This is a genomic window from Flagellimonas flava, assembly GCF_900129665.1.
Classification (GTDB): Bacteria; Bacteroidota; Bacteroidia; order Flavobacteriales; family Flavobacteriaceae; genus Flagellimonas; species Flagellimonas flava.
The window spans coordinates 373,863-398,681 of sequence record NZ_FQWL01000003.1 but is presented as its reverse complement, the minus strand read 5'-3'; the positions used below and the strand labels follow the sequence as shown (position 1 = coordinate 398,681).

Sequence of the window (24,819 nt, the reverse complement as noted above, 5' to 3'; positions counted from 1 at the left end):
AATGAAATTTGTTGTCGCTCCTGATAAATATAAAGGCTCATTAACCGGTTTCCAGTTTTGTGAGGCCGTAGAAAATGGACTAAAAATGGTCTTCGCCAAATCGGAAATCATTAAAAAACCTTTAGCAGATGGAGGTGATGGTACCTTGGAGGTGGTCAAGGAATACTTGGACGCCAATAAAGAAACCATCAAGGTGAAAGACCCATTGTTTCGAGAAATCGAAGCCAGCTATTTGCTCTCCAAACACAAGGGAATCGCTTACATTGAAATGTCGGAAGCATCTGGGTATAAGCTTTTGGACAAAAGTGAGTTGAACTGCATGGATACCACTACTGTCGGCACAGGTGAGATGATCGCCGACGCCCTTAAAAAGGGAGCCAAGGAAATCGTTTTGGGTATAGGGGGCAGCGCAACCAACGATGCCGGGATGGGTATGGCATCTGCCTTAGGCTATGTCTTTAAAGATAAAGACGGAAATACCCTGAATCCCATCGGGAGGAATTTGGAAAAGGTATTTCGGATAGATGGTTCTGAGGCTCTGCCCAAGTTGAAAACGGCAAAAATTAAAGTGGCTTGCGATGTGAATAACCCCCTATATGGGAAAAATGGGGCAGCTTATGTATACGGTCCCCAAAAGGGAGCTTCGACCAAGGAAGTGGAACTTCTGGATACTGGACTCCGCAATTTTGCTGAGGTGATTCGTGAATTTTCAGATATGGATATGCAGTCAATTTCAGGGGCTGGCGCCGCAGGGGGCATGGGTGCTGGGGCAGTTGTTTTTTTGGATGCAGAACTTACCTCAGGAGTGGATTTGATTATGGAAATGGCCCAATTCCAAGAAGCTTTACAGGATGCGGATTGGATAATCACGGGAGAAGGGCAATTGGATGGACAAACCCTGTCTGGGAAAACTATTAATGGGGTGTTGAAAATGGCAAAGCAGCGAAATATTCCTGTTGCGGCCCTCTGTGGTTCAGTGGACATTTCAGTACAAGAAATGCAGCGCCTTGGGCTTAGTTATGCAGTTTCAATTCTCAATCAAATAGGCTCATTGGAGCAGGCCAAGGCAAAAAGCTTTCAAAACTTGGAACAGGCCAGTTTTAACTTCGCGCAGCTTCTAAAGAAATGTCAAGCCTAGTATCTTTTGTTCATTTTATACTCAAGGGAATGTTTTACTGTGGGCCACTCACTTTCCAATATGGAAAAGATGACGGTATCCCGGTACTTTCCATTGGCATCAATCCTATGGTTCCTTATAATTCCTTCCTGTTTTGCCCCTAAGCGGAGGATGGCATTCCGCGATGGGAAATTGAAAAAATGGGTCTTAAATTCCACAGCTATGGTGTTGAGCTCTTCAAAGGCATGACTCAGCAAAAGATATTTGCATTCCGTATTGATACCCGACCGCTGCACGCTTTTGGCATACCAGGTTGCCCCGATTTCTACTCTTCTATTTTGGGCTTCGCCATTCAAATATCTTGTGGAACCCACAATGGTATTGGTGCTTTTGTCTACAATGCAAAATGGAAGGGCAGTGCCAGCTTTTTGATCTTCCAGTGCCGTTGCTATGTAATTGTCAATGGTAGTTTCCGAAGGCACCGATGTGTACCATAATTCCCATAATTTCCCATCGGTCGCTGCCTTTAAAAGGTCTGTTTTGTGTGACTTTTGCAAAGGAATCAGCTTCACTAATTTCCCTTCCAGTTCGAGTGGTTCGAGCCAAGTTTCCATCTGTTTGCCTTTTATGTTCAAATATAGGATGATCCTTTTTTAAACCTTCATTTGTTCGATTAAAAAGAGAACTAGTTGTCTAAATAGAAAATGGCCTTTTTGTCAACAAGCACCACAAAAAAACGCTTTTGGAATCCAGTTGTTTGTAAATCTATCAAAACAGATTCCTTATTGGTGTTGCAATAGTCCAACAACTCCCCCGAAGCCTTGGAAAAGGTGATTAAGGCTAGGTTGTCGTGGGCTTGTAACAATTGAAGTTCCCCAATTAGATCATAGGGGTCGTCCAAGTGTTCTGAGGTTTCGATTAGTTGTAGTTGTTCTGCAACAGGGAGTTGACAGTATCCCATATGAAATAGGATTAGAGGGAAAACAAAAAAGAATTTCATGAAGGTCAGATTTAGAAGGCAAGTTGGTTCAAACCCAACCTGTATGCAATCCGAATCTTGCGGTTCAGGATGATCAGGTTCTAAAGCTTGGTATTCTTCCATGATAGGTATGCTTTACGCATACAATGTCCACAAGGCCTATATCCGTTGTGAATAGCTTCTTCTTCCGAAGTAAAAAACACTCGGTTTTCCATTTTCATTCGCTTTCCTGACCCACATTGTAAAGTCCCGTAGATTTTGAGCTTTCGGTTTCCTGCCCATTTGATTTTTCTGTGTTTCAGGGAATGGAACAATTCGGGTTTGGACAGCTGATCATGCCTAAACATTTTACTGAGCCGCATCATGAAAAATAATCCCCAAGGTGAAACGCTCACCGGAATGAACCTCACTAACACCATGCCTCATGGTAGCCCTATAGTGCCCTTTTTTTCCCAATATCGGTCTATAATTGGTTGGGAAAACCAGCATGGATCCTTGCTTCGGTTGCAAGACAATAGGTTTGCTTTGGGCTCTGGGAACTTGTTGGGTAAGTACAAACTCTCCTCCTTGGTAATCCTTACTGTGATCATTCAAAAAAAGGACGGCCTGCATGGGAAAATAGACTTCCCCGTACAGATCTTGATGTAGTGTGTTATGTCCGCCTTTTCCGTAGTTTAAGATTAAGGGAGTGGCCAAATTTTGTCCTTTTTCCTCGCACAACTGCTTTAGTTTAATGAGTTGTTCTGGATACGAAACACCCATTTTTAATTGCTGCATCCATTGGTTGGCTATGGGCACAAGTCTTGGGTAGACCTGTTCGCGAATAGCTGCAATTACATCTGGAAGTGGATAGGTGTAATACCGGTACGTACCCAATCCAAATCGATAGCGCTCCATCTCTACCGTTTTACGATACAGCTGGTCTACCCCAAAATCCTTAATTAAGGTCTCACATGCATTAGGGGTTAGAACATTTTCCATGAGGGCATACCCCTTTTGGGACAAGCTATTTTGTAGCTCGTCCCAATCGTTTTTCTTGATATATTCCATAGCCTGCTTATTGAGTTTGGGCCGACTCCCATCCTATAATGGCCGTTTTTCGCGTGGGATGCCAGCGGTACCCTCCCAGTTGTCCTGAGGATTGGATTACCCGATGACAGGGAATTAAATAGGCAATAGGATTGTTTCCAATTGCGGTGCCAACGGCTCGTGAAGCTTTGGGCTGCTCAATTTCCTTAGCAATGGCCCCGTAGGTTGAGAGTTGTCCTTTTGGGATTTTTAAGAGGGATTCCCAAACTTTTATCTGAAAGTCACTCCCCTTCAAATGCAGTTTAATCTTGGGAATCTGACTCCAATCGTTGGCAAAGATCATTAGCGCGTTCACCTGGGTTTGGTCTACCCGTTGGTGATAGGTAGCTCTAGGGAACTGTTGTTTTAGTTCGTACAGCCCTTTTTCCTCATCGTCAATAAAGGCAATATGGCAGAGTCCTTTTGGAGTAGAAGCAATTGTGACCAATCCAAACGGACTTTGGGCATAGCTGTAATTAATGGTCAAATTTTCGCCATCGTTTTTGTATTCCCCTGGCGTCATGCCCTCTATCGATATAAATAGATCATGCAATCTGCTTGGACCCGAGAGTCCGGTTTCCATGGCAGTGTCAAAAAGCGTGGCGTTGGTTTCCTTCAAAAGGGATTTGGCATGCTGTACACTTGTATATTTTAGAAACTGTTTCGGGGTAACCCCAGCCCACTCCTTGAACATGCGTTGAAAATGATAGGGGCTCAAATGCACCTGTTCGGCAATCTCATCCAAGGAAGGTTGTTCCTTGAAGTTATCCTTGATATGGGCAATGGCCTTTGCGATTCGTTCGTAATTGATGTTTTCCTGTTCATTCATGATGTACTCATTTTGCTGGGTCAAAACTATAAAGGCCATTCTGGAGTTAAAACCCGATTCTTGCGGACATGATACCCAATGGTAAATTTAACAAGGGATTCTAAAAAGGAGGAAAAATTAAAAGGACTTAGTAACTTTATGCAAATGCTCGGCATCAGATGAAAATTAGAAATTTTACAGGTCTTATCATTGTCATTGCCTCTATCCTCGGACTATTGATTTATTGGCGGGAATATGCCACAAGGGACCAGGTGGAAGTATACCAGGTGGTACTCTGGCAAGTTGGCATTTGGATGCCTTGGTTGTTAGGGTTTATGGCATTGCAAGGGTTGGAAAAGTGGAGTAGGAATATAAAAAACAACCTTTTCTTGCTGATAACCGCCAGCTTAATCTTAATTGTGCTTCATTTTGGATGGTTCTTTTGGTTGAGTTCAAATGCAAGTCCCTATTTGCACTTGGAAGGCTCTAAATTTGGCGTATACCGTTATTTTTTCATCTTTTGGACGTTTATTGATCTGGGACTGGTATGGTTTATCATTGATAAACTTAAAACTTCGGAGCATGAAAAACAGGATCCTCCTTTGCTATTGGAACTCACCAGGGGAGGAAATACAGTATTCTGTGAACCTTCACAGATTCACCTTTTGGCCGCCGAGAACTATTATACCAAACTCTTTACTTCCGAAGGGGTTTTTGTGATGCGAAGACCCTTGAAATCATTTTTGGAGGTGCTCCCCGACCGGACCTTTCAAAAAATCCATAGATCCACCATCATCAACTTGGAACAAGTTTCCGAGTTGGCAAGGGGAAATGGGAGTACGCTTGAGGTGGTCATGAAGGATGGTACCCGCAAACGGGTGAGTAAAAATTACATCAAGGAGGTCAAGCGGTTTTTCAAGGACCGGACCTATTAACGCCATTCACTATCAAAACCCTGACCGTTTACTGCAAGGGTGCATCATCTTTTCAAGTATTGGGTAAGTTTATGAGATAAGATTTCGGGCATAGTTGACCGAGATAATTCATCAATCTATCCTTCTCTGTTATGAGCAAACGGTGTTATGGGCTTTCCTGTATTTATCTCTGTTTTTTAGGTTTCTTTCTGTGCGAAGTAACTGGGCAGGAGTTCCAATTTAATTCACAGAATTTGGACAGTATCCCACAGGGATCAAGAGGGGTTGCGGTAGCCGATTTGGACGGAAATGGTTTCCTGGACATTGTGGTGGCCAATCAGGTTGATTCCCTGAAACTCCTGGGAAATGCCATTCATTTCAACTATGGGAATCGATTTAAGCAAGTGTTTGTCGCAGAAAACAGTGTGGCGGCGTGGAGCGAGTCAGTGCATACCGTTGATGTGGACGGCGACTATGATTTAGACCTGTTTTTCACTACCCAATTCGGAACACCCAATTTACTTTATCTGAATGACGGTAAAGGGAATTTCACTAAATCCAATGCGGGGGAATTGACCTCAGATTTGACGAATTCACCCGGCGCGTGCTGGTGTGATTATGATTTGGACGGAGACATGGATGTTTTTGTGGTAAACAGGGATGGCGAAGATGACCAGCTCTATCAGAATTTAGGTAAAAATGGCTTTAAACGTGTTTTAAAAGGACCTTGGATAGGCAATAAAGGGGATGGAAGGTCGTGCGTATGGGGCGACTTAAACGGGGACAGTAGCCCCGACCTGTACGTGGCCAATTTTGTTACGAAGGAAAATGGGAGGGTCACTGCAAAGCATCGGAATTACCTGTATTTCAATTCTGGAAAGGAATCTTTCTCGGAACAGAAAGAGGGGATTTGGGTTGAAGAATTAAATGCTTCATATGGTGTGTCACTTGTCGACTATGACTATGATCACGATTTGGATATCTATGTCACCAATGTATCGATTAAGGACGAAAATGCCTTATACCATAGCCAAGGCGATGGAACTTTCAAAAAACTAACGGACAACGCCATTGCTTATGAAATCCATCGCCCTTCCAAGGGGCAAACCTGGGGGGATTTTAATAACGATGGCTTTTTGGACCTATATGTGGCCAATGGCACGGAGGGCTACCCAGAAATTCAGAATTTTTTGTTTTCAGGAGTTCCAAATGAAGCGTTTCAAAGGGAGTACCACCCTTTACCAGCGGTTGACCCCCATATTTCCGCAGGAACGGCCAATGGCGACTTTGACAATGACGGTGATCTAGATTTCTATGTCTGTAACTGGGGAGGGGAAGCAGAACCCAACGACTACTATCTCAACCAAAACCAATCCAATCAATGGATAAAAATTAGACTGAGGGGAACTGCCTCGAATACCTTCGGTATAGGCAGCTGGCTTACCCTTACCATAAAAAATGGAAGTCAACAGACCCGATATGCAATTCGGGAAACAGGATATGGCAGTGAAAATGCTCCTGAAATCCATTTTGGGATTCCAACCAGCAAGCAAATTGAGAGATTGGAGGTTAATTGGCCCTCCGGCATGCAACAATCATTTTCAAACTTGGATGTAGATACAATCTATTACTTGGAAGAGAACAAAGAAATCAAAAAAATAGAGCAATGAAAGTAACAATGCAACGCAGGAATTTCATCAAACTAACGGCAACGGCAAGTGGCGCCCTCCTTGTTGGGGTACAATTGCAATCCTGTCTTACCGAAAAGGAGCCTGCTGTGTCCCATGAGTTTTCGCCACTTATTAAAATCGATACCGATGGATGGGTAACTCTGATTGCTAAAAACCCCGAGATTGGCCAGGGTGTAAAAACATCCCTACCCATGATTTTGGCTGAAGAATTGGGAGCCGATTGGAACAAGGTCAAGATAGATCAGGCCGATTTTGACAAAAAGTATGATGAACAATGGGCCGGTGGCAGTTATGCCATCATCCTTAATTGGGATTTAATGCGGAAGGCCGGTGCCCAGGTAAGGTATGCCCTCATTGAAGCGGCCTCAAAACAAATGCAGCTACCTGCAGCTGAACTCACCGCAAAAAACAATAAGATTATTCATAAGGCATCGGGAGATTCCGTTCCGTTTAAAGCTTTGCTTAAAGAAGCCGTTTTGGTAGAATTGCCAGAAGAGGTCGAATTCAAATCCATGGAGGACTATGATATTGTAGGCAAGGCTACCCCGCAAACCGACTTGGACCAGATTGTCACGGGATCATCCACTTTTGGAATCGATGTAAAATTACCCAATATGGTATACGCTTCGGTACGAAAAAACCCTGTTTTTGAAGGCCGCGTAAAACATTTTGATGCTACCGCCACCAAGGGGATGCATGGAGTATTGGAGGTCATTGAACTGAACAATGCGGAGTACGGTGGCCGACTTTTGGCTCCTAACAGCCCCAATTTTGTGAATGGGGTTGCCGTGGTGGCCGATTCTACCTGGGCAGCTTTTAAAGGAGCTGAAAGATTGGAGGTGGAATGGGACAACGAAGGATTGAGGAACGAAAACTCAGAGGAGCTGTTCCAGCGTTTCCATAACCAACTTTTAGATACAACCATAGAGCGGAAAGATGGGGATATCAAAGCTGCGAAGAGAAATTCTGCTTCCCACAAGGAAGCCATTTATGAAGTTCCGTTTTGGGCACATGTCACCATGGAACCCATGAATTGTACGGTTTATTTTCGAGAGGATGTTTGCGAGGTTTGGGCACCTACCCAAAATCCGGAGGCACTGCAAAATGGATTGATCAAATTATTTGGATTGGAACCTGAACAAATCAAAATTCATATTCCAAGAATCGGGGGTGGATTTGGTAGAAGGTATTACGTGGACTACGCAATGGATGCCGCGATTCTGTCCAAAAAAATGGGAAAACCGGTTAAGCTCACATGGACACGGGAAGACGATATTATGCACGATTGGTACCGTCCAGGCAGTGTTCATAAAGTGGCAGCTTCCTTGGATTCGGATGGAAGCGTTACAGGTTGGCAGCATATTTTGGCCAATGCGTCCCGTAAAACGAGTTTGGGTAGGGAAGGGGGTCCTGCGGGCACAGAAATTGATGAGTACGATTTCCCAGCAGGTTTTGTACCCAACCTTCAACTGGAGTATGGTCATGTGCTGAGCGATATTCCCTTGGGCCAATGGCGGGCCGTAGCTGCTTCAGCGAATGCCTTTCCAGTGCACTGCTTTCTGGATGAACTGGCCCATGCACATAATATGGACCCCATAGATTATTTTTTAAAATTTATTGGTCCGGCACGAATGGTTCCCGTGGTGGGGGACTACGAATTTGATGCTACCCGGTTTATCCATGTGATTGAGAAGGTGCGGCAAAATAGCAACTGGGATATTCCGTTGCCCAAAGGACAGGGCAGGGGATTTGCGGCCCGGAAGGGGGCAGGTTCTTTTATAGCCGAAGTGGTTACTGTTGAAGTGGATGATACCAATAATTTGAAAATACTGAAAGTCGAAGCCGTGGTGGATTGCGGAATCGTGGTGAATCCTTCAGGCGCGCAAGCGCAGGTAGAAGGTGGTATTTTGGAGGGACTTAGTGCCGCGTTGTATGGGGAGATTAGTTTTAAGGATGGTGCTTCAGAGCAATCCAACTTTCATAACTATCCGTGGATCAGAATGAAAGATGCACCGGATGTGTACGTGGAGTTCATTAAAAACGATTTGCCGCCCCGGGGCTTGGGGGAGCCTCCGTTGCCACCAGCGATTCCCGCCTTGGCCAACGCTATTTTCGCAGCTACGGGAAAGCGACTAAGGAAATTACCGATTATGGGGCAACTGTAATTCGTTTTTAGGTAACTTTAAAGTACGGTAGTATTCGTTTGCGCCGGAACTTTCGCAAACTACATGGACTAAAAATGAAAAAGTATCCTTCAAAGATTGGAATTGGGTTACTGGGATTTATTCTGGTGGTACTTATTGGTTCCTTGGTTCCAGTACTATCACCCCCAATATGGCCCGCTATAGGCATCAATTTGGCCGTGTTGATATTCATTTTATACCTTTTTGCTACTACGCATTATACAATTGATGGAAACTGGTTGCATGTCCAATGTGGTTTTTTGGTTCGTAAGAAAATAGATATTGGTACAATCATCAGGATTTCGGAAACCAGTAGTCTGATTAGCGGTCCCGCCGTGTCCTTGGATCGACTTAATGTCGTTTACGGGGCAAACAAGGACATCTTAATATCTCCAAAGGATAAATCAGGATTGATTGAGCATTTGAGGCGAATCAACCCGGAAATTGAGGTTCGGTATAAGACAAGCGATCGCCAAGGTGGCAAGGCAACCTGACTTTAGAGGTTTCTATTTTCTTAAAGCTCGCGAATCTTCATGTTTCGAAACCAGGCCTCAAAATACCAGTTTTGGAGCGCAATTTTTCCCTTCGTGGCCTTGCCAAATGCCGGTGAATCCTTAAAATTTGACCCTGCGATTTTTTCCCTCCATTCATTCGAAGTCAAATCTTCTTTGGCGGTGAGTTTTCCATTCAGATAAAATTCTATTTCTCCATTTTTTTGGACAATTTTCGTGGTGTTCCATTGTCCTGTGGGATTAGCTTCAACTTGGTTCAGCTGGGGAGAAAGACCCCATAGACATCCTGGCCGTTTTAAAGGGGTTTTGGTGTCCATGTGGGCGGGTTCCAACAATTGATACTCTGGTCCGGTCTTATAGGTGGCGGTATATTCAGGAGACTCCTGTACATTGATAAAAACCCCGCCATTTCCACGAAGGGCCATTTGCCAGTCAAATACCAGTTCGTAGTTTTCATATTCCCTATCGGTCACCAAATCACCAAAAACTCTGGTTTCATCCGTGGCGTTGCAAAAAAGAGCACCATCCCTTACTTCCCAAGCCGAAAGTTGGGTAGAATCCGAATTATTATAAAGATGCCATCCCTTTAGGGTTTCACCATCAAAAAGTAGTGACCAGCCCTGCTCTTTTTCAATGTCCAATAATTGATTATGGACCTGGCTTTCGATGGCCAATTTTTTCGTTTGCCAGGTTTGGCTTTCTTTTTTTTCGGTCTTGCAGGAAGTCAAACAAATTAGGAGCAGAAATACAATCAGGAAGGAATGGCGAATCATTTTTTCTTTTCCCTAAAAATAGGAATTCCAAAGTTTTCTTTGGTCCCAGGATGATTTTTTTCACGGAGCCTACTTAAACATCACAAAAAAAAAGGATAAAGGCATGGCGACCTTTATCCCTATGTATAATTGTTTGTACTCTATTATAGTTGCTTTCCCAAAATCAACCTAACTAAACCAGTAAGAATACACTTACAAAACGAGGGATTTGAATACTTATTGTAGAATTCTTCCAGAATTGGAAAGGAAAGTAGAGGGACAGACCGATAAGGGGGTATATATCGAGTAGGACAAAGCGATTACAAATTTGTAACTTACAGGGTATAAATCCGCATTTCCTGATTATGGAACCCCAAAACGAAATTACAGCAATAGTATCAAGCGCTAGCTTAACAATAGTTGCCCTTTTGGCCGTTTGGATCTACAGAAGATATCAATCCAAGAAAAATCCCGTCTGAACCAGAAAAAGAATCAAGCGATTTACCCCTGTAGGCGGTAACATTTATCATTTTTAACCGACTACATCCGTTTACAAACGAAAGCAATCGTTTAACAACCGATTCCCATTTTTTCCTTCCCATACGTTTGCCCTGTCGATGCAATGAAGCTCGATAGTATGAACTGTTTAACACCTAAATTTTTATCATGAATTCACTAAGAAACAAAGTACAATTGATTGGAAACCTGGGTAACGACCCAGAAGTTGTCATTTTGGAAAGCGGTAGCAAATTGGCCAAATTTTCCGTGGCCACCAATGAGACCTACAAGAATGCTGAAGGCGAAAAGGTTACGGATACCCAATGGCATAATGTGGTAGCCTGGGGCAAGACCGCGGAGATTGCTGAAAACTATCTTGTAAAGGGCAAGGAAGTGGCTATTGAGGGCAAGTTGGTCAATCGATCGTATGAGACCAAAGAGGGGGAAAAGCGCTATGTTACTGAGATTAAGTGCAATGAACTTTTAATGTTGGGTAAATAATTCAACTTTACGGATAATCGATGAAAAGGGAGCTCTTGCCCCTTTTCTTTGTTTTTGCTCAATTTTAACAATAACTTAATGAAAGTAGGTGCAACGACTGGGGTGGTGTTGCGTCCAATATAAAAGAAGGTATTGCTATGAAAACTGCCCGTGTCCTTTTGGTTTTCTTGATCAGCGGTTTAAGCCTAACGGCTTGGTCGCAGGAGAGAGCCCATGTCCAGGGATTACGGTTCTACGAAAACCTTGCGGAACGCGATGCCCACTACGAGCAAGGACTTCATAATCTGAGTGCCCAGGACGAATTGGATTACTGGTTGGACCAGCGCAATTATGAACTGCAGTTGGGCAAAGCTAATTTTTCCGCTTATCTGGTCTATATGCGGGTAAAAAAACAAGCTTATCAAGAGCATATACAAGCTTGTGACGGCTCTTGCATCCATAGCCCACTCTATTTGGAAAAGGCAAGGGAGTACCTATCACTATCAGATAACGATGACCTATTTGGTCAGTTGGAAAGCAAGGTGGTGCAACATTTGCCAAAGAAGAAAGGTAAGGAACAATAAAAAAACCGCCTAATGGCGGTTTTTTTATGCTACTTTTTTCAGCAGGTCAAAACATGGGCATCGCTTACAGCGTTTATTTTCACCCTTTTTATACTTTTTGCAACATTTAATCTTGCAATTGGTCAAAGGAAGTTCCCTTAATAAGGCCTTAGAATTCTTCTTTAAATCTTTTTTCTTTTTCCCCATCTTCGAGAATCGATGGGCCAAAAATAACTATTTTAACTTAATCTAAATAAAAGATTTATCAACAATTATTCCCCTGCGGTGTCCGAAGCGGCACTTTCAACAGTGATTTGCTGTATATCGCGATCAAAAAGATAAAGTCCACCCTTGTCATTTCCTATAAGATTGATTTTATCGAGTACGGTACGTGCCAATGCCTCCTCCTCTAATTGTTCAGCCACGTACCATTGCAAAAAGTTATGTGTGGCATAGTCCTTTTCTTGTAAGGTAACATGCACCAGTTCATTGATGCTTTGGGAAACAAAAATCTCATGGTCGTAGAGCTGTTGAAACATCTGTTGTAGCGAGCCAAATTCGGTTTTTGGTGCCTTAAGCTCCGAAACATGTGCATGTCCGCCCCGCTCATTTACATATTTGACCAATTTGAGCATGTGCATACGTTCTTCATCGGAATGGCCATACATAAATCCGGCCACGCCCTCCAGACCCTTCACCTCTGCCCATGATGCCATGGAGAGATACACCTGTGACGATTCAGCTTCTATTCGAATTTGCTCATTGAGCGCTTTTTCAAGTTTTTTAGATAACATGTCTTTGATTTAAGAGGTACAAAATTACGAAACCCTTCAGAACCGAAGAGCCACCCCCATCGTCCCAGGTCCAAAACTTAGGTTCCAGCTCACAGCTTTGGCTTGGTTGTTATATTTTTCATTGTACTTGGAATCAAGATATTTATCTATGGATTCCACAATGAAAATGCTCAATACTGTGCTAAAAGCCACATCTGAAATCCAATGGTACCCATCTACAATACGGGCAAAACCAGGAACGAGTCCAACGGTGTAAATTCCCGCTTTTACCCAAGGATTCTTGAACTGTTTGGCAATGGCATAGGCATTGGTGAAGGCCAACATGGCGTGGCCCGAGGGGAAGGAATCGTAATTGCGCACCCTATCAATATGAAAGGGGTCGTATACATTCGAGCTGTCCCCACTCCTAGGTCTTGCCCGTCCAATAATACGTTTACTGACCTGCTGTAAAAAACCTCCAGCGGTCGCAGATGATATTAACAGTACCCCTGTGCGACGTAATTTTTCGTTTTTCGTAAAGAGGCCCACAAGGTATACACCCCCAGTAATCATATAATTGTTTTCGGGGCTTCCGTATTCGTTCCCGTAGTCTACCAATAGGTCGGGAACATCATCTTCAAAACCACCTACCCAATGGTCAAATTCGTCGTCCACAAAGAATAAGGCCAGGGTTCCTGCCGAAAGATAACCGAAGTTGGCCCAATCGTTTCCATTCCAATGAAAAGGTCTAGAATACGAGTGTCCTATACCCCCAAAAACATTCCCCATATCATAGGTGAAGTTTTGCCAAGTATTCTTTCGTTGGGAATAAATTTGATCTTGACCTTGCAGGGGTAGGGCGAAGCATAATAGCAAACAAAAGCAGAATAATCTCATGACTGAAGAACGTTAGGTTGTGAATTAAAGTTAAAAATAAATTTCTTGGGCCAGACGGAAGGTATTGGCATGTGCTTCCACTATGGTTTTAATATCGGGGGAATAGCCGCCCCCCATGCTGCATTGTACGGGAATCTTATTGTCTCTACAGGCCTGAAGCACAAAGCGATCTCGTTCCCTACAACCTTCCAAACTCATGCCCAAGGTGCCCAATTTGTCCGTTGCCACAACATCTACTCCGCACAAATAGAATATAAATTGGGGCTGCACTTTTTCCAGCAGTTGGGGCAATGTTTTTTTGAGGATGGATAGGTATTCTTTGTCCGAAGTTCCTTTTTCCAAGGGGATATCCAAATCAGAAGTTTCTTTTTTGAAGGGATAGTTTCCTCTTCCGTGCATAGAGAATGTAAATACGGCTTCGTTTTCCTGAAAGATTTCAGCGGTTCCATTTCCTTGATGGACATCTAAATCTACAATCAAGATTTTACTGCCCACCTTATGGTCAATTAGATATTGTGCACCGATGGCTTGGTCGTTCAACATGCAAAAGGCCTCGCCCCTGTTGGAATAGGCATGATGGGTGCCTCCTGCTATATTCATGGCTATGCCATGCTTTAGGGCATATTCGCATCCTTTGAGGGTCCCGTCGGCTATAATCCGTTCTCTTTGAACAAGCTCTTTGCTTAAGGGAAATCCAATTTTACGAACCTCACTGGGTTTTAGGTTGAGTTGAACCAGATTTTCATAATAGATACTATCATGGGCCGCTAAAATGACTTCGTCTTGGGGGAAATCCGGCGTATAAAAGTTCTCCGAAGTACAGGTACCTTCATGGAGGAGCTGTTGGGGCAAAAGCTCATACTTGACCATCGGGAACCGATGTCCTTCCGGGAGTGGATGCTTGAAGATGGGATGATAGGCGATTTTCAGCATCAAATAATCAACTTTGCTTAAGAGCCAATTGAATTCGTTTTCGCGGAATATCAACATCGAGAACCTTAACAATGACCTGTTGGTGTAAGCTTACATGCTCGTTCACATCCTTGACGAAGGTATTGGCGAGGTTGGAAATATGGATCAAGCCGCTTTCCTTGATGCCTATGTCCACAAAGCAACCGAAATTGGTAATGTTGTTCACTATGCCTGGTAATAACTGTCCCTGTCGCAAATCGGTAATTTCTTTGATGTTTTGATCAAAGGTGAACACTTTAGCCTTCTCCCTTCGGTCCAAACCTGGCTTTTCCAATTCCTCCAAAATGTCTTTTAAGGTTGGTAGGCCAATGGTATCTGTGCAGTATTTTTTTAAATCGATACCTTCCAAAACGGTTTTATTTCGGATCAGGTCCGATAACGGTACTTGCTTGTCCTTGGCCATTTGTTTCACCAAGGCATAGCTTTCTGGATGCACGGCCGAATCGTCCAGGGGATTGTCGCCCGCTTTAATGCGTAAAAATCCAGCACCCTGCTCAAAAGCTTTTCCACCCAAACGAGGCACTTTTTTAATTTGATCGCGATTGGTAAACGCACCATTTGTATTGCGATAGGCAACGATGTTTTCCGCTAACTTCGGACCAATTCCCGATACATAGCTCAATAAGGGCACACTGGCTGTATTGATATTCACCCCAACCGAGTTCACACAACTTTCCACCACGGTATCCAAGGAGGTTTTTAGCTTGTTTTGGTCAACATCATGCTGATACTGCCCAACACCTATGGATTTGGCCTCTATTTTTACCAGTTCGGCCAAGGGGTCGGCCAATCTTCGCCCAATCGATACCGCCCCTCTCACGGTAACATCGTAATTGGGAAATTCTTCCCTGGCTATTTTGGAAGCCGAATAGATGGATGCCCCAGCCTCACTCACCACAAAAACCTCCACATCGATTTTGAATGGAATTCGTTTCACCAAGCGTTCGGTTTCCCTGGAAGCCGTTCCGTTGCCAATGGCTATCGCTTCAATCTTGTAGGCATCTACAAGGGAACTTATTTTTTTCAGGGCGCCTTTGCTATCGTTTTGAGGAGCATGCGGGTAAATGGTTTCGTTGTGCTTTAGATCTCCTTGCGCATCCAGACAGACCAATTTGCAACCCGTTCTGAACCCAGGATCAATAGCAAGAATCCGTTTTTCACCTAAGGGAGCTCCAAGTAAAAGTTGTTTTAAATTCTTTGAAAACACTTGAATGGCCTCAGTATCTGCTTTTTCCTTGGCCTTTTTTAGGATTTCGTTGGAGAGGGATGGCAGTAACAGTCTTTTGTAGGCATCTGCGATGGCCAATTTGATTTGCGAAGCACAATCGGAATGCGACTTAATGATCCGTCTCTCAATTTTTTCGATGGCCCTCTCATCGTCAATTTCAACTTTAACCCGAATGAAGCCTTCTTTTTCGGCTCTTGAAATGGCTAAAAATCGGTGGGAGGGACAACGATTCAACGCTTCGTTCCAGTCAAAATAATCTCGGAATTTCTGAGCCTTTTCATCCTCTTTTTTGGTTTTGACGACCTGGGTCGAAAGCAGTGCGAAACGCTCTAGCTGGCTCCGCAACTGATTTCGGATATCGGAACGCTCGTTGATCCACTCAGCAATAATATGTCGGGCACCTTCCAAGGCCTCATCCTCATTTTGAATGGCATTATTTAGATATTTGGAAGCAATGAACTCGATGGCATCGCTACGCTGGGCCATGATGATTTTAGCCAGCGGCTCCAACCCATTTTTACGGGCCGTCTCCGCCTTTGTTTTTTTACTCTTTTTGAAAGGTAGGTAGAGGTCCTCCAGAGTGGCAAGGTCCTCGCAGTTTTGGAACCGTGTTTGCAATTCCGGTGTTAATAGACCTTGTTCCCCTACGGCCTTTAAAATGGCTGCTTTTCTTTTTTCGAGAGCTTCAAAAGCGGTTTTGAACTGCACGATGGACCCAAGCTGAACCTCATCCAGATTACCCGTTCTTTCCTTCCGATATCGGGCAATAAAGGGAATGGTGCAGTCTTCGTTTAAAAGGGCGATGGTATTGGCCACACTTTGCTCAGGAAGTTGTGTGTGCTTTAAGATGTAGGGGATGAGTTGCATTGACTTTTACCTTTTAATTGTTCCTGAATGGAAACCTTTAAATGAGATTGGGATTTATGAAAGTCTTATGGAACCATCAACTAATACCTTCGCCATTATCCACCTCCGTCTCATCAGGATTTACAAAAACCAATTTCCCTTCCGCGTTTTCAGTCATCAAAATCATGCCCTCACTTTCAACTCCCCGCAATTTCCTTGGGGCTAAATTGACCAGAACAGTGACTTGTTTTCCAACAATATCTTCGGGCTTAAAACTTTCGGCTATGCCGGAAACTATGGTACGGATATCCAAGCCCGTATCCACTTTTAATACAAGCAGTTTGTTGGCTTTGGGCATTTTCTCTGCCTCAAGAATAGTACCTACACGCATATCCAGTTTGGTGAAGTCGTCAAAGGTTATGGTTTCCTTTTGTGGCACTGTTTCCTTATCCATTTGTTCGTTGGCTTTTTTAGTGGCTTCCAATTTGGCCAGTTGTGCATCGATTTCGGCGTCTTCTATTTTTCGGAATAGCAATTCACTTTTGTTGATTTGATGTCCGGAGGCAAGCAAGGTTTCCTTTGAACTGACTGCATCCCATGATAGGGGTTTCTCGCTATCACTCGAAACGATATTGAGAATGTTCTTCAATTTAACACAGGTAAAAGGTAAGAACGGTTCACTCAGGACGGCCAATCCTGTTGCAATTTGGAGGGCCACATACATGATGGTCTTTACCCTTTCCTCATCAGTTTTAATCAATTTCCAAGGTTCTTCATCCGCCAAATATTTGTTGCCCAATCGTGCCAGATTCATCAACTCTTGACTGGCTTCCCTAAATCGGTAGCGGTCTAAAGAGCTATTGAGGGTTTTCGGAAACTCTTTTAAGGCTTCTAAGGTATTCCGATCCACTTCGGTAAAGTTGGCAGGTTCCGGTACGATTCCATTGTAGTATTTATGGGTTAACACTGAAACGCGATTGACAAAATTCCCAAAAATGGCCACCAACTCGTTGTTGTTCCTGGCCTGAAAATCCTTCCAGGTAAAATCGTTGTCTTTGGTCTCAGGAGCGTTAGCCGTCAAGGCGTAACGGAGTACATCCTGCATGTTCGGAAACTCCTCCAAATATTCGTGCAGCCAAACCGCCCAGTTTTTAGAGGTGGAAAGTTTGTTGCCCTCCAAGTTCAAGAACTCATTGGCCGGTACATTTTCCGGGAGCACAAAATCACCATGGGCTTTTAGCATGCTAGGGAAAATAATACAGTGAAAAACAATATTGTCCTTCCCGATAAAGTGGAGCAGTTTAGTGTCTTTGTCCTTCCAATAAGGTTCCCATTCCTTTCCTTCTCGCTTGGCCCATTCCTTGGTTGAAGAGATATAACCTATTGGGGCATCAAACCAAACATAGAGCACCTTTCCTTCACCATCTTTAACAGGCACGGGGATACCCCAGTCCAAATCCCGCGTCACCGCGCGTGGTTTTAGGCCATCATCGATCCAAGATTTGCATTGCCCGTACACATTGGGTTTCCAATCATCTTTGTGGCCTTTTAAAATCCATTCCTTTAGGAAATCCTCATAGCGGTCCAAGGGCAGAAACCAGTGCTTGGTACTTTTCAGGGTTGGCACGCCCCCTGTAATCGTGGATTTTGGATTGATGAGGTCCGTTGCATTTAAGGAAGAACCACAGTTCTCACATTGATCACCATAGGCTTCCTCATACCCACATCGGGGACAGGTTCCGGTAACAAAACGGTCCGCCAAAAATTGCTTGGCCTCCTCATCATAGAGTTGTTCGGTAACCTCCTCTATGAAATCACCTTGATCATACAATTTTTTAAAGAAATCGGAGGCAGTTTCATGATGTACTTCGGCAGAGGTCCTGGAATAGTTATTAAACGAAATCCCAAATTCCTTAAAGGACTGTTTGATGATGCCATGGTACTTATCGATGATCTCCTTTGGGGAAACCCCTTCTTTTTTGGCCTTCATGGGAATGGCCACTCCATGTTCGTCGCTTCCGCATATAAAGGCAACATCGTGCCCTTGTAACCGAAGGTAACGGGAGTAGATATCCGCTGGGACATAGACTCCCGCCAAATGCCCAATATGAATGGGGCCATTGGTGTAGGGAAGGGCAGCGGTAATGGTATATCGTGATGGAGAATTGCTCTCGGACATGTATAATTCTAATTAAGCCTCAAAAATACTGAATTTCGTTAGAGTGTTTCCATCCTTTTCCAATAGGATTTTTAAGAGGTTTCAGCGTCAAAAAAAGTGCTTTCTGGAAAATAAAAGTACAGCACTTTTGTTATGTATAGGAATATACCTACAAATCGGAAAATTATGAGTATTGGCAATCCAAAGAAATTCAAGAAGCTTGAAAAACTAAAAACAGTTTTGAACGAAGAGGGACAGGATGAAATATCCAGGGTCCATAAGGACAAAAACCACAAGGTAAAAAAGGAGTTGGCATTTAAGACCGATAGGGATAAGCCCAAACCGGCTTAAAAAAGGAACCTCCGAAGGTGCAACCAGATTGGGGTGTGGGTCGCACTATCGGAGGATTCTGGAATGTATGTGTTACAATCTGATCTACATGATCATGACCGATTTACTCATCTTTTGATCGGCGACTTGGATTCTATAGATGTATTTTCCAGTGGCCAAACTATCGCGCATCCGCTCTCTAATGTTGATCTCCGCGGAGCCCTCCAACATCATCTCATTGAAAACGGTTCCCACATTCTGCCCTAGAATATTATACAACTGAATGTCCACGTGAGCCGCGACAGGCATCTCTAAATAGATATGTGGGGTTCGTTCTGTAGGATAGTAGGGTCTGTGCACAATGGTGTTCAAGACATCCGGATCGGGATCAGATCCATCAGGACTAGGAGGTGTATCCGGCAAAGTTGGCGGATCATCACTATAAACGATATCTGGGAAATCCACCCCACTACAGTTGAATCCAAGATCTACTGGAGCGTAAGGGTGATCCAGTAAGTGTTGCTCTACCAAAGGAATGGGGACACAAAGCCATTCTGCCAATACCGTGGCATATAAATCCCTAAAGTCCATGGTGTATTCAAGGTTACCTCTACTGTTGGGGCTATCCAATGCTGGATGGTCACCAACGAAGGCACTTCCGTTAAGACCGGAACCAAAGAAAAGGGTAGGAGCCGCTTTTCCGTGATCTGTTCCGTTGGAACCATTTTCAAAAATTCTTCGCCCAAACTCGGAGAAGGTCATACTTAATACCTTATCATCTTGCTCTGTAAAGGCCAAATCTTCATAGAAGTTGTTCACCGCTATGGAAAGATTGGTCATCAAGCGCTCATGGGCCAAAGGCTGGTTCCCGTGGGTGTCAAATCCACCCATAGAAATCATATACACTTTGGTGCCCAAATTTCCCTTTATCAAACGGGCCAATAAAGCCAATTGTCTGGCAAAGCCATTGTCTTGGTACTCTACTTGGTTCTGACCCCTTTCGTAGGCATCGTGTATTTTACCTGCGTACTCGTAAGTGGTGTTGGCAACACCTCTCAAGAAGCGCAACTGGTCTCCATACATACAATCGCCAAACGGCGCATTTTCAATATCGTAGAAGAAACCTGTTTCCGCAATTTCTTCCAACTGATCAATATTGTTGGTCACGAAAGCGTAATTGGTCTCTTCACCTTGGAAAACCAAGTTGGAAAGATTTCCGATTTGGATTGCCGCTGGCGCTTCAGGCGGATTGATCAGGTAATCCGGGTAACATTGTTCAAAATGTCTGCCCATCCATCCTGTATTCAATCCGGTAAAACCTGTCGTGGTCAAATCCGTATTGGCATAGATATCCGAACCTGTAAAATGGGACAAACTTTGATTTTCGTAACCTACCCCGTGTACGGCCTTGAACTGTCCGTCTCCCCACATGGGTTCCACGGCATTCATATAGGTAGGGATACCAAAATCATCGGTAAGTTTTAGGACCTTACTTTCTGGGATGTAAATGTTAGGTCTTGCGTTAGCATAAGTATCATATTGTTGGATGGGAATAACCGTGCTCAGTCCATCGTTACCTCCTGAAAGTCTGATAAGAATCAGGATGTTATCGGTTTCAGCATCTGCAATTGCAGAAGTGAAGGGAGATGGAGCTGAAGCTGAAAGCATATTGCTTCCCAAAAACATGGACCCAGAGCCGGCTATACCCAATGCTTGGATAAAGGAACGTCTGCTCCATGTTTTGTGTTCTAAATCGTGGCCATCGTGTTCCAGGCCTTTATGTGGTGATGTATTGTGATTGTGGTGAGTATCGCACATGATGTAGGGGTTATTTTAGTTGAAATTCGGGTTCTCTTGATAGATGTCTAAGCAGTAGATAAACCTGCGAAGGGGCTGAAGGCCAAACAGCAAGTGTCCAACTTGGTGTGGCACCACCTTCATAATACGTTTCGTCCACGTCGCTTCTAAAGGCAATCAATGCCTTTTCATATTCCGCATCGGTAAGCAAACCCTTTGGTAACATCTTATCAATAATTGGTCTTGCAATAAGGTCCGGGTTGTTACTGGTAAGCCCGTCGTTTCCTGTCAAGGCCAAGGCAAAATCCCTAAACTGTTCGGGATTGTCTTGAAAGAATCGTTCTAAAAACACCTCTAAAGTCAACCAACGACCAATAATAAAGTTGGTGTTGATCCATTCCCTGTCTCGTTGCCATCCAGCCACATCAAATGGGTCGAACAAGTTTTGTCCGATCATTCCCGCAGCATCAATGACGTTGATGACAGTGCTGTCGTCATATGTAAAACCAGTTTCCTTAAGCAGGTTCATATAAAGGTCGAACGGACTTTTAATAATGACACCAATGGCATCTTCATCAAAAAAGTGTTGACTTTTGAACAGCTGTCTAAGGACTGGAGCGATTTCAAAATTGTTGGCGATGAAAGTTGCCGACATACCATTGATAATGGCTGCGGCATTCCCAGCTTCATCGTCCGAATCGGGATGCACAAAAAACTCGTATAATTTCTTGCAGATGAACCAAGCGATTTCATTTGGTCTCTCTGTAAAAAGGATATTGATGACATCGTCGTAGTTCCAATTCCCGGTCTGGCCAAAAATGGTCTTGTTCTCGGTGTTGAAATCTTCAGCGTCAAAGGTCACTTGCGTACATCCTTCTTCCCCGCGATTGGTATATCCTGAAATTGCCTTGGAGGTTTCTATAATATCCTCCTCGGTATAATTGTTGCCCTCGCCCAAAGTGAAAAGCTCATATAGCTCACGGGCATAATTCTCGTTTGGATTGTTTCCCCGGTTCCGGACACCATCCAGATAATATAGCATGGCGCTCGTAAGACCAATTTCGCTCACGAATGTTCTAAAATTACCTAGGGCGTTTCGTTGAAGACAGTTGATATAATAGTAAAGGAAGGAATTACAATTATATATGTCGATTTCTGTCACAAAGTGGTTGCTCCAAAAAAAGCTTAACCTATCCAAGAGGTTATTGTTCAGCAGGGCGTTGCCATAAGCTGTAGCAAACTCTTCCTGTTGTGCTCTGCGCAACTGCCGGGCCAGATCATCGTCTGCTGGATAATTGGCGTTGTTCCAATCTGCCCAAGCTGGGGCAGGAATTGGAGGAGTGGCAAGAGCCTGGTCCACTAAATTGTCCACAAGGGTGTCCGCAGTTTGTCCAACTGCCGCATTAATTGTTTGCACAGAGGCGCTAAAACCCAGCCTTCGGTACAAATGGGCCGCACGTAACTCATCCAGTGGATCAGTGTACAGCGCCAAGGTTGAGGAATTACAATTGATAAAGTACTCCATAGCAATGATTGGCGTTAAATAGGTCCATAGTTTTGGGGCAACTATATGTTTAGTTAACGTTGGGTGTGGTTCAATTCAGCCAACAAATTACAATCTAAACGCTGTTTTGGCCGTGAACTACCAATTTTTTCGATGAACTGCACATATTTTTTAATATTTTTCAAAAACGATGGGGAAACACAATGAATTTGGGAAGCTTGGAGAGCAAATCGCGGTAGATTTTCTAATGGACAATGGTTATTCCATCTTGGCACGAAACTATCGGCACCAAAAAGCGGAAATAGATATACTTGCGATTAAGGAGGAATTTTTGGCCGTTGTTGAGGTAAAATCAAGAACATCCGGTTTTTTGGCAAACCTGAACGAAGTTGTCAATCAAAAGAAAATCGGACTTCTTGTGAACGCTGCAGATTTCTTTGTTCAGGAACATAATTTGGATGAGGAAGTACGTTTCGATTTGATCACGGTCGTTAAAACTAAGGATACCTATAAAGTGGAACATTTGAAAAATGCCTTCTATCATTTCTAACCATTTGTTTTATTTGTAACAATATGTTATTTTTGCTTTAAACCAGGCAAAAATGAAAACCATATCTGCAGTAGTTGAACACTACATTAAAAAGAAACCCTTCTTACAAAGTGCCCTAGCCCAGGGTATCATCAACCTTACTTCCCTTTCGCGTCAAATCAAACCCGAAATATCCGAGGCTTTGGGAAAGGATGTAAAAGATGGGGCCATTGTGATGGCGCTCAAACGCCTTTCTGATGATTTGGAATTTAGGGCGACCCATAGAATTGTAAAAGTGTTGAAGAATATTGGGGAGATTACCGTACGCTCCTCACTAACGGATTATACTTTTTTGGCCTCCGAGACCATTTTAGGGCAACAGGCCAAACTTTTGGAAGAGGTTAATGCCAATCAAGATGTTTTTTATACTTCCTCCCGAGGGGTCAACGAAATCAATATTGTCATCAGCAGTTTAATGGACGGGGTGGTTGAAAAATACTTTATGCATGAACGTTGTACCCAGAAAGCTGAAAACCTATCTTCCATCACGGTTAAACTTCCTGCTGAAAATGTTTCCGTTCCAGGAATCTATTATTTTATTTTTCAGCGTTTGGCTTGGGAGGGTATCATCTTGTATGAGGTAATTTCCACTACCAACGAGTTTACCATCTTGGTGAACGAGGACCAGGTTGATGTGGCTTTCAAAACGATAAAAGACTTAAAGGGACTATAACATCCATTTTTCAAAAAGTAAATATTCAGCCCAACGGAGTCCAGCGGCAACAATTCCTTTGCGATTTTTGGCTTTGTTCTTGAACATCTGAAGCAGTTCGGGATTTAGTTTTCTTCCATTGACCATCACCCATTTGGGATTCTTTAAAGTTTCAAGTTGCTGAAGTGGATTTTTGTCCAGTAGTAATAGGTTTGCTCTATTTCCAATCTCCACAGTTCCAATATCTCGCAGTTCCCGATGCGCTCTGGATGGGTTTATGGTGGCAGTTTTCAAAGCTCCGTAGTTTGTCATTCCGGCTTCACGGTAGAACCCCAATTCCTCATGAATGGAGAATCCTGGGGCGGTGATCCCGATTCCAGCATCGGTACCGCAGATAATATTGACCCCAGTCAGGTTGAGTTGATTCACAATCCCCAAATGAAATCTGTGCTGGGCTTGCACCTGTTGGACAATATCTGGATTATGTTTTTTCTCATTTGACCAGCGTTCCAATTGTATTTTGCTGTCAACTTTCTTGACCAACGGATTTATATAGTCCATCTGTTCCGAAGATTCAATAGTATCATCGATAAGCATTTCCACAATTTTGTGATACCCTGTGAGCGTTGGGCTAAAAGTTTGTCTGGATGCACCATATTGGGCAACTACGCTTTTTAAGATGGTGGTGTCCAATTGATACTCCAAGGCCTGTTGCACAATATCCTCCGCATGCTCCACACTGGCTATCTGGCGATGAAAGTTGGCCCCATAAGGAACCTCAAAACTTGGGTGAACCACTACATCTATTTGGGAAGCTTCCGCTTGTTGTAAAACTGTATTGAAAATATCCTCGGGCATTCCCGCATAGGTTTTAATACAATCATAACCTTGATCTTTTTGTCTTTTGACCAACTCACGGGCAGTTGAAACATCTGCAACCTGGATTTTTTCATCACCCAGATCATTGGGGCCTGTCAAGATAGGACCAGAAGTGAAGAGCTGCGGGGATATGATATTCTCATTTTCGATATCCCTTTTGATTCTTAGATGCATGGGGAACCCACGAAGGTTACGAATAGTGGTTACCCCATTTGCCAGATAGACCCCTAGATCCTGACGGTCCCAAAGGTGTACATGCATGTCTGTCAATCCAGGAGTGAGATATCCATTTTCACCATCAATTTGAGGGACATCATCTGCTTGGAGATTCTCCCCTATTTCTGCTATGCGACCTCGTTTTACCAACACATTTTTCCCCATCAATACCGTATCGCTGGTCATTGGGATGATGTTTACGTTGGTGATCAGATAGTTGTTGTTCGCCAGTTCCTGATTTTCATCAATAGCTAGGTAGGAGGTACGGTTAGCATCTATCCATAGTGTCCCAACAGCAAAAAGCAAAAGTAGCACTACCAATAGTGTGATTCCCTTGAGCAGTTTTTTAAGCGTATTCATGAGTTAGAGTTAAAGGGTAAAAATAATCCATTCATTGGCTAAAATCAATTTAA

24 protein-coding genes are annotated in these 24,819 nt (G+C 43.5%); 10 read left to right on the top strand and 14 right to left on the bottom strand.

Features of this window, described 5'->3' with window-relative positions; genetic code table 11:
- Nucleotide 1: 1 nt before the first annotated feature.
- Nucleotides 2–1,138: a glycerate kinase gene (locus tag BUC10_RS11355; RefSeq protein WP_073179641.1), complete on the top strand. Its 1,137-nt coding sequence runs from the start codon at nucleotides 2–4 to the stop codon at nucleotides 1,136–1,138.
- On the opposite strand, the gene BUC10_RS11350 is transcribed toward BUC10_RS11355, so the two are convergent.
- From BUC10_RS11350 to BUC10_RS11330, 5 genes are all read right to left on the bottom strand, one after another.
- The gene (locus tag BUC10_RS11350; RefSeq protein ID WP_073179640.1) at nucleotides 1,135–1,731 is read right to left on the bottom strand and encodes a GNAT family N-acetyltransferase; all 597 of its coding nucleotides are present in this window, start codon (nucleotides 1,729–1,731) and stop codon (nucleotides 1,135–1,137) included. The genes BUC10_RS11355 and BUC10_RS11350 overlap by 4 nt on opposite strands.
- Nucleotides 1,732–1,802: 71 nt before the next feature.
- A complete protein-coding gene (locus BUC10_RS11345) occupies nucleotides 1,803–2,078 on the bottom strand; it encodes a hypothetical protein (protein WP_131819071.1) in 276 nt (91 codons plus the stop codon).
- A gap of 119 nt (nucleotides 2,079–2,197) precedes the next feature.
- The gene (locus BUC10_RS11340) at nucleotides 2,198–2,443 is read right to left on the bottom strand and encodes an Ada metal-binding domain-containing protein (RefSeq protein WP_073179638.1); all 246 of its coding nucleotides are present in this window, start codon (nucleotides 2,441–2,443) and stop codon (nucleotides 2,198–2,200) included.
- A 1-nt stretch (nucleotide 2,444) separates the two neighbouring features.
- On the bottom strand, nucleotides 2,445–3,146 hold the full coding sequence (locus BUC10_RS11335) for a 2OG-Fe(II) oxygenase (RefSeq protein WP_073179637.1): 702 nt from the start codon (nucleotides 3,144–3,146) through the stop codon (nucleotides 2,445–2,447).
- A gap of 7 nt (nucleotides 3,147–3,153) precedes the next feature.
- Nucleotides 3,154–3,993, bottom strand: a complete 840-nt coding sequence (locus BUC10_RS11330) for a methylated-DNA--[protein]-cysteine S-methyltransferase (RefSeq protein ID WP_073180112.1) — start codon at nucleotides 3,991–3,993, stop codon at nucleotides 3,154–3,156.
- A gap of 158 nt (nucleotides 3,994–4,151) precedes the next feature.
- On the opposite strand from BUC10_RS11330, the gene BUC10_RS11325 reads away from it, so the two are divergent.
- From BUC10_RS11325 to BUC10_RS11310, 4 genes are all read left to right on the top strand, one after another.
- Nucleotides 4,152–4,907 carry a LytTR family DNA-binding domain-containing protein gene (locus BUC10_RS11325; protein ID WP_073179636.1) on the top strand — a complete coding sequence of 252 codons (756 nt, stop codon included), beginning with the start codon at nucleotides 4,152–4,154 and terminating at the stop codon, nucleotides 4,905–4,907.
- 131 nt (nucleotides 4,908–5,038) lie between these two features.
- Nucleotides 5,039–6,556 carry a CRTAC1 family protein gene (locus BUC10_RS11320; RefSeq protein ID WP_084732629.1) on the top strand — a complete coding sequence of 506 codons (1,518 nt, stop codon included), beginning with the start codon at nucleotides 5,039–5,041 and terminating at the stop codon, nucleotides 6,554–6,556.
- The gene (locus BUC10_RS11315; protein WP_073179634.1) at nucleotides 6,553–8,742 is read left to right on the top strand and encodes a xanthine dehydrogenase family protein molybdopterin-binding subunit; all 2,190 of its coding nucleotides are present in this window, start codon (nucleotides 6,553–6,555) and stop codon (nucleotides 8,740–8,742) included. Before BUC10_RS11320 ends, BUC10_RS11315 begins: the two co-directional genes overlap by 4 nt.
- A 74-nt stretch (nucleotides 8,743–8,816) precedes the next feature.
- Nucleotides 8,817–9,254: a PH domain-containing protein gene (locus BUC10_RS11310; protein WP_073179632.1), complete on the top strand. Its 438-nt coding sequence runs from the start codon at nucleotides 8,817–8,819 to the stop codon at nucleotides 9,252–9,254.
- Nucleotides 9,255–9,274: 20 nt separating this feature from the next.
- On the opposite strand, the gene BUC10_RS11305 is transcribed toward BUC10_RS11310, so the two are convergent.
- Entirely contained in the window at nucleotides 9,275–9,946 is a 672-nt protein-coding gene (locus tag BUC10_RS11305) for a 3-keto-disaccharide hydrolase (RefSeq protein ID WP_245812821.1), read from the bottom strand.
- Nucleotides 9,947–10,690: 744 nt separating this feature from the next.
- Here BUC10_RS11305 and BUC10_RS11295 point away from each other — a divergent pair.
- Complete coding sequence (locus BUC10_RS11295) at nucleotides 10,691–11,023, top strand: single-stranded DNA-binding protein (protein ID WP_073179626.1); 333 nt, start codon at nucleotides 10,691–10,693, stop codon at nucleotides 11,021–11,023.
- A 137-nt stretch (nucleotides 11,024–11,160) separates the two neighbouring features.
- The gene (locus tag BUC10_RS11290; protein ID WP_073179623.1) at nucleotides 11,161–11,586 is read left to right on the top strand and encodes a hypothetical protein; all 426 of its coding nucleotides are present in this window, start codon (nucleotides 11,161–11,163) and stop codon (nucleotides 11,584–11,586) included.
- 251 nt (nucleotides 11,587–11,837) lie between these two features.
- Here BUC10_RS11290 and BUC10_RS11285 read toward each other — a convergent pair whose 3' ends face one another.
- The 5 genes from BUC10_RS11285 to metG all read right to left on the bottom strand — a co-directional run bounded on the left by BUC10_RS11285 (nucleotide 11,838) and on the right by metG (nucleotide 18,460).
- Nucleotides 11,838–12,359: a ferritin gene (locus tag BUC10_RS11285; protein ID WP_073179621.1), complete on the bottom strand. Its 522-nt coding sequence runs from the start codon at nucleotides 12,357–12,359 to the stop codon at nucleotides 11,838–11,840.
- 36 nt (nucleotides 12,360–12,395) lie between these two features.
- Complete coding sequence (locus BUC10_RS11280) at nucleotides 12,396–13,127, bottom strand: phosphatase PAP2 family protein (protein WP_245812820.1); 732 nt, start codon at nucleotides 13,125–13,127, stop codon at nucleotides 12,396–12,398.
- Nucleotides 13,128–13,265: 138 nt separating this feature from the next.
- Nucleotides 13,266–14,168 carry a histone deacetylase family protein gene (locus BUC10_RS11275; RefSeq protein ID WP_073180110.1) on the bottom strand — a complete coding sequence of 301 codons (903 nt, stop codon included), beginning with the start codon at nucleotides 14,166–14,168 and terminating at the stop codon, nucleotides 13,266–13,268.
- A gap of 7 nt (nucleotides 14,169–14,175) precedes the next feature.
- Entirely contained in the window at nucleotides 14,176–16,302 is a 2,127-nt protein-coding gene (locus BUC10_RS11270) for a Tex family protein (RefSeq protein WP_073179617.1), read from the bottom strand.
- Between the two features lie 76 nt (nucleotides 16,303–16,378).
- Nucleotides 16,379–18,460 (bottom strand): methionine--tRNA ligase, encoded by a 2,082-nt coding sequence (metG, locus tag BUC10_RS11265; protein ID WP_073179615.1) that lies wholly within the window; start codon nucleotides 18,458–18,460, stop codon nucleotides 16,379–16,381.
- A gap of 165 nt (nucleotides 18,461–18,625) precedes the next feature.
- On the opposite strand from metG, the gene BUC10_RS17845 reads away from it, so the two are divergent.
- Nucleotides 18,626–18,790, top strand: a complete 165-nt coding sequence (locus tag BUC10_RS17845; protein ID WP_165614889.1) for a hypothetical protein — start codon at nucleotides 18,626–18,628, stop codon at nucleotides 18,788–18,790.
- A gap of 84 nt (nucleotides 18,791–18,874) precedes the next feature.
- On the opposite strand, the gene BUC10_RS11260 is transcribed toward BUC10_RS17845, so the two are convergent.
- Together BUC10_RS11260 and BUC10_RS11255 are read right to left on the bottom strand one after the other, a co-directional pair.
- The gene (locus BUC10_RS11260; RefSeq protein ID WP_073179613.1) at nucleotides 18,875–20,587 is read right to left on the bottom strand and encodes a DUF1501 domain-containing protein; all 1,713 of its coding nucleotides are present in this window, start codon (nucleotides 20,585–20,587) and stop codon (nucleotides 18,875–18,877) included.
- A 10-nt stretch (nucleotides 20,588–20,597) separates the two neighbouring features.
- Nucleotides 20,598–22,091 (bottom strand): DUF1800 domain-containing protein, encoded by a 1,494-nt coding sequence (locus tag BUC10_RS11255; protein ID WP_073179610.1) that lies wholly within the window; start codon nucleotides 22,089–22,091, stop codon nucleotides 20,598–20,600.
- A 169-nt stretch (nucleotides 22,092–22,260) separates the two neighbouring features.
- On the opposite strand from BUC10_RS11255, the gene BUC10_RS11250 reads away from it, so the two are divergent.
- On the top strand, nucleotides 22,261–22,620 hold the full coding sequence (locus BUC10_RS11250; RefSeq protein WP_073179608.1) for a YraN family protein: 360 nt from the start codon (nucleotides 22,261–22,263) through the stop codon (nucleotides 22,618–22,620).
- Nucleotides 22,621–22,672: 52 nt separating this feature from the next.
- Nucleotides 22,673–23,332, top strand: coding sequence for an aspartate kinase (locus BUC10_RS11245; protein WP_073179606.1), 660 nt, complete (start codon nucleotides 22,673–22,675; stop codon nucleotides 23,330–23,332).
- Here BUC10_RS11245 and BUC10_RS11240 read toward each other — a convergent pair.
- On the bottom strand, nucleotides 23,327–24,766 hold the full coding sequence (locus BUC10_RS11240) for an amidohydrolase family protein (protein WP_073179604.1): 1,440 nt from the start codon (nucleotides 24,764–24,766) through the stop codon (nucleotides 23,327–23,329). The two genes, BUC10_RS11245 and BUC10_RS11240, sit on opposite strands and share 6 nt — an antisense overlap.
- Nucleotides 24,767–24,819 lie beyond the last annotated feature (53 nt).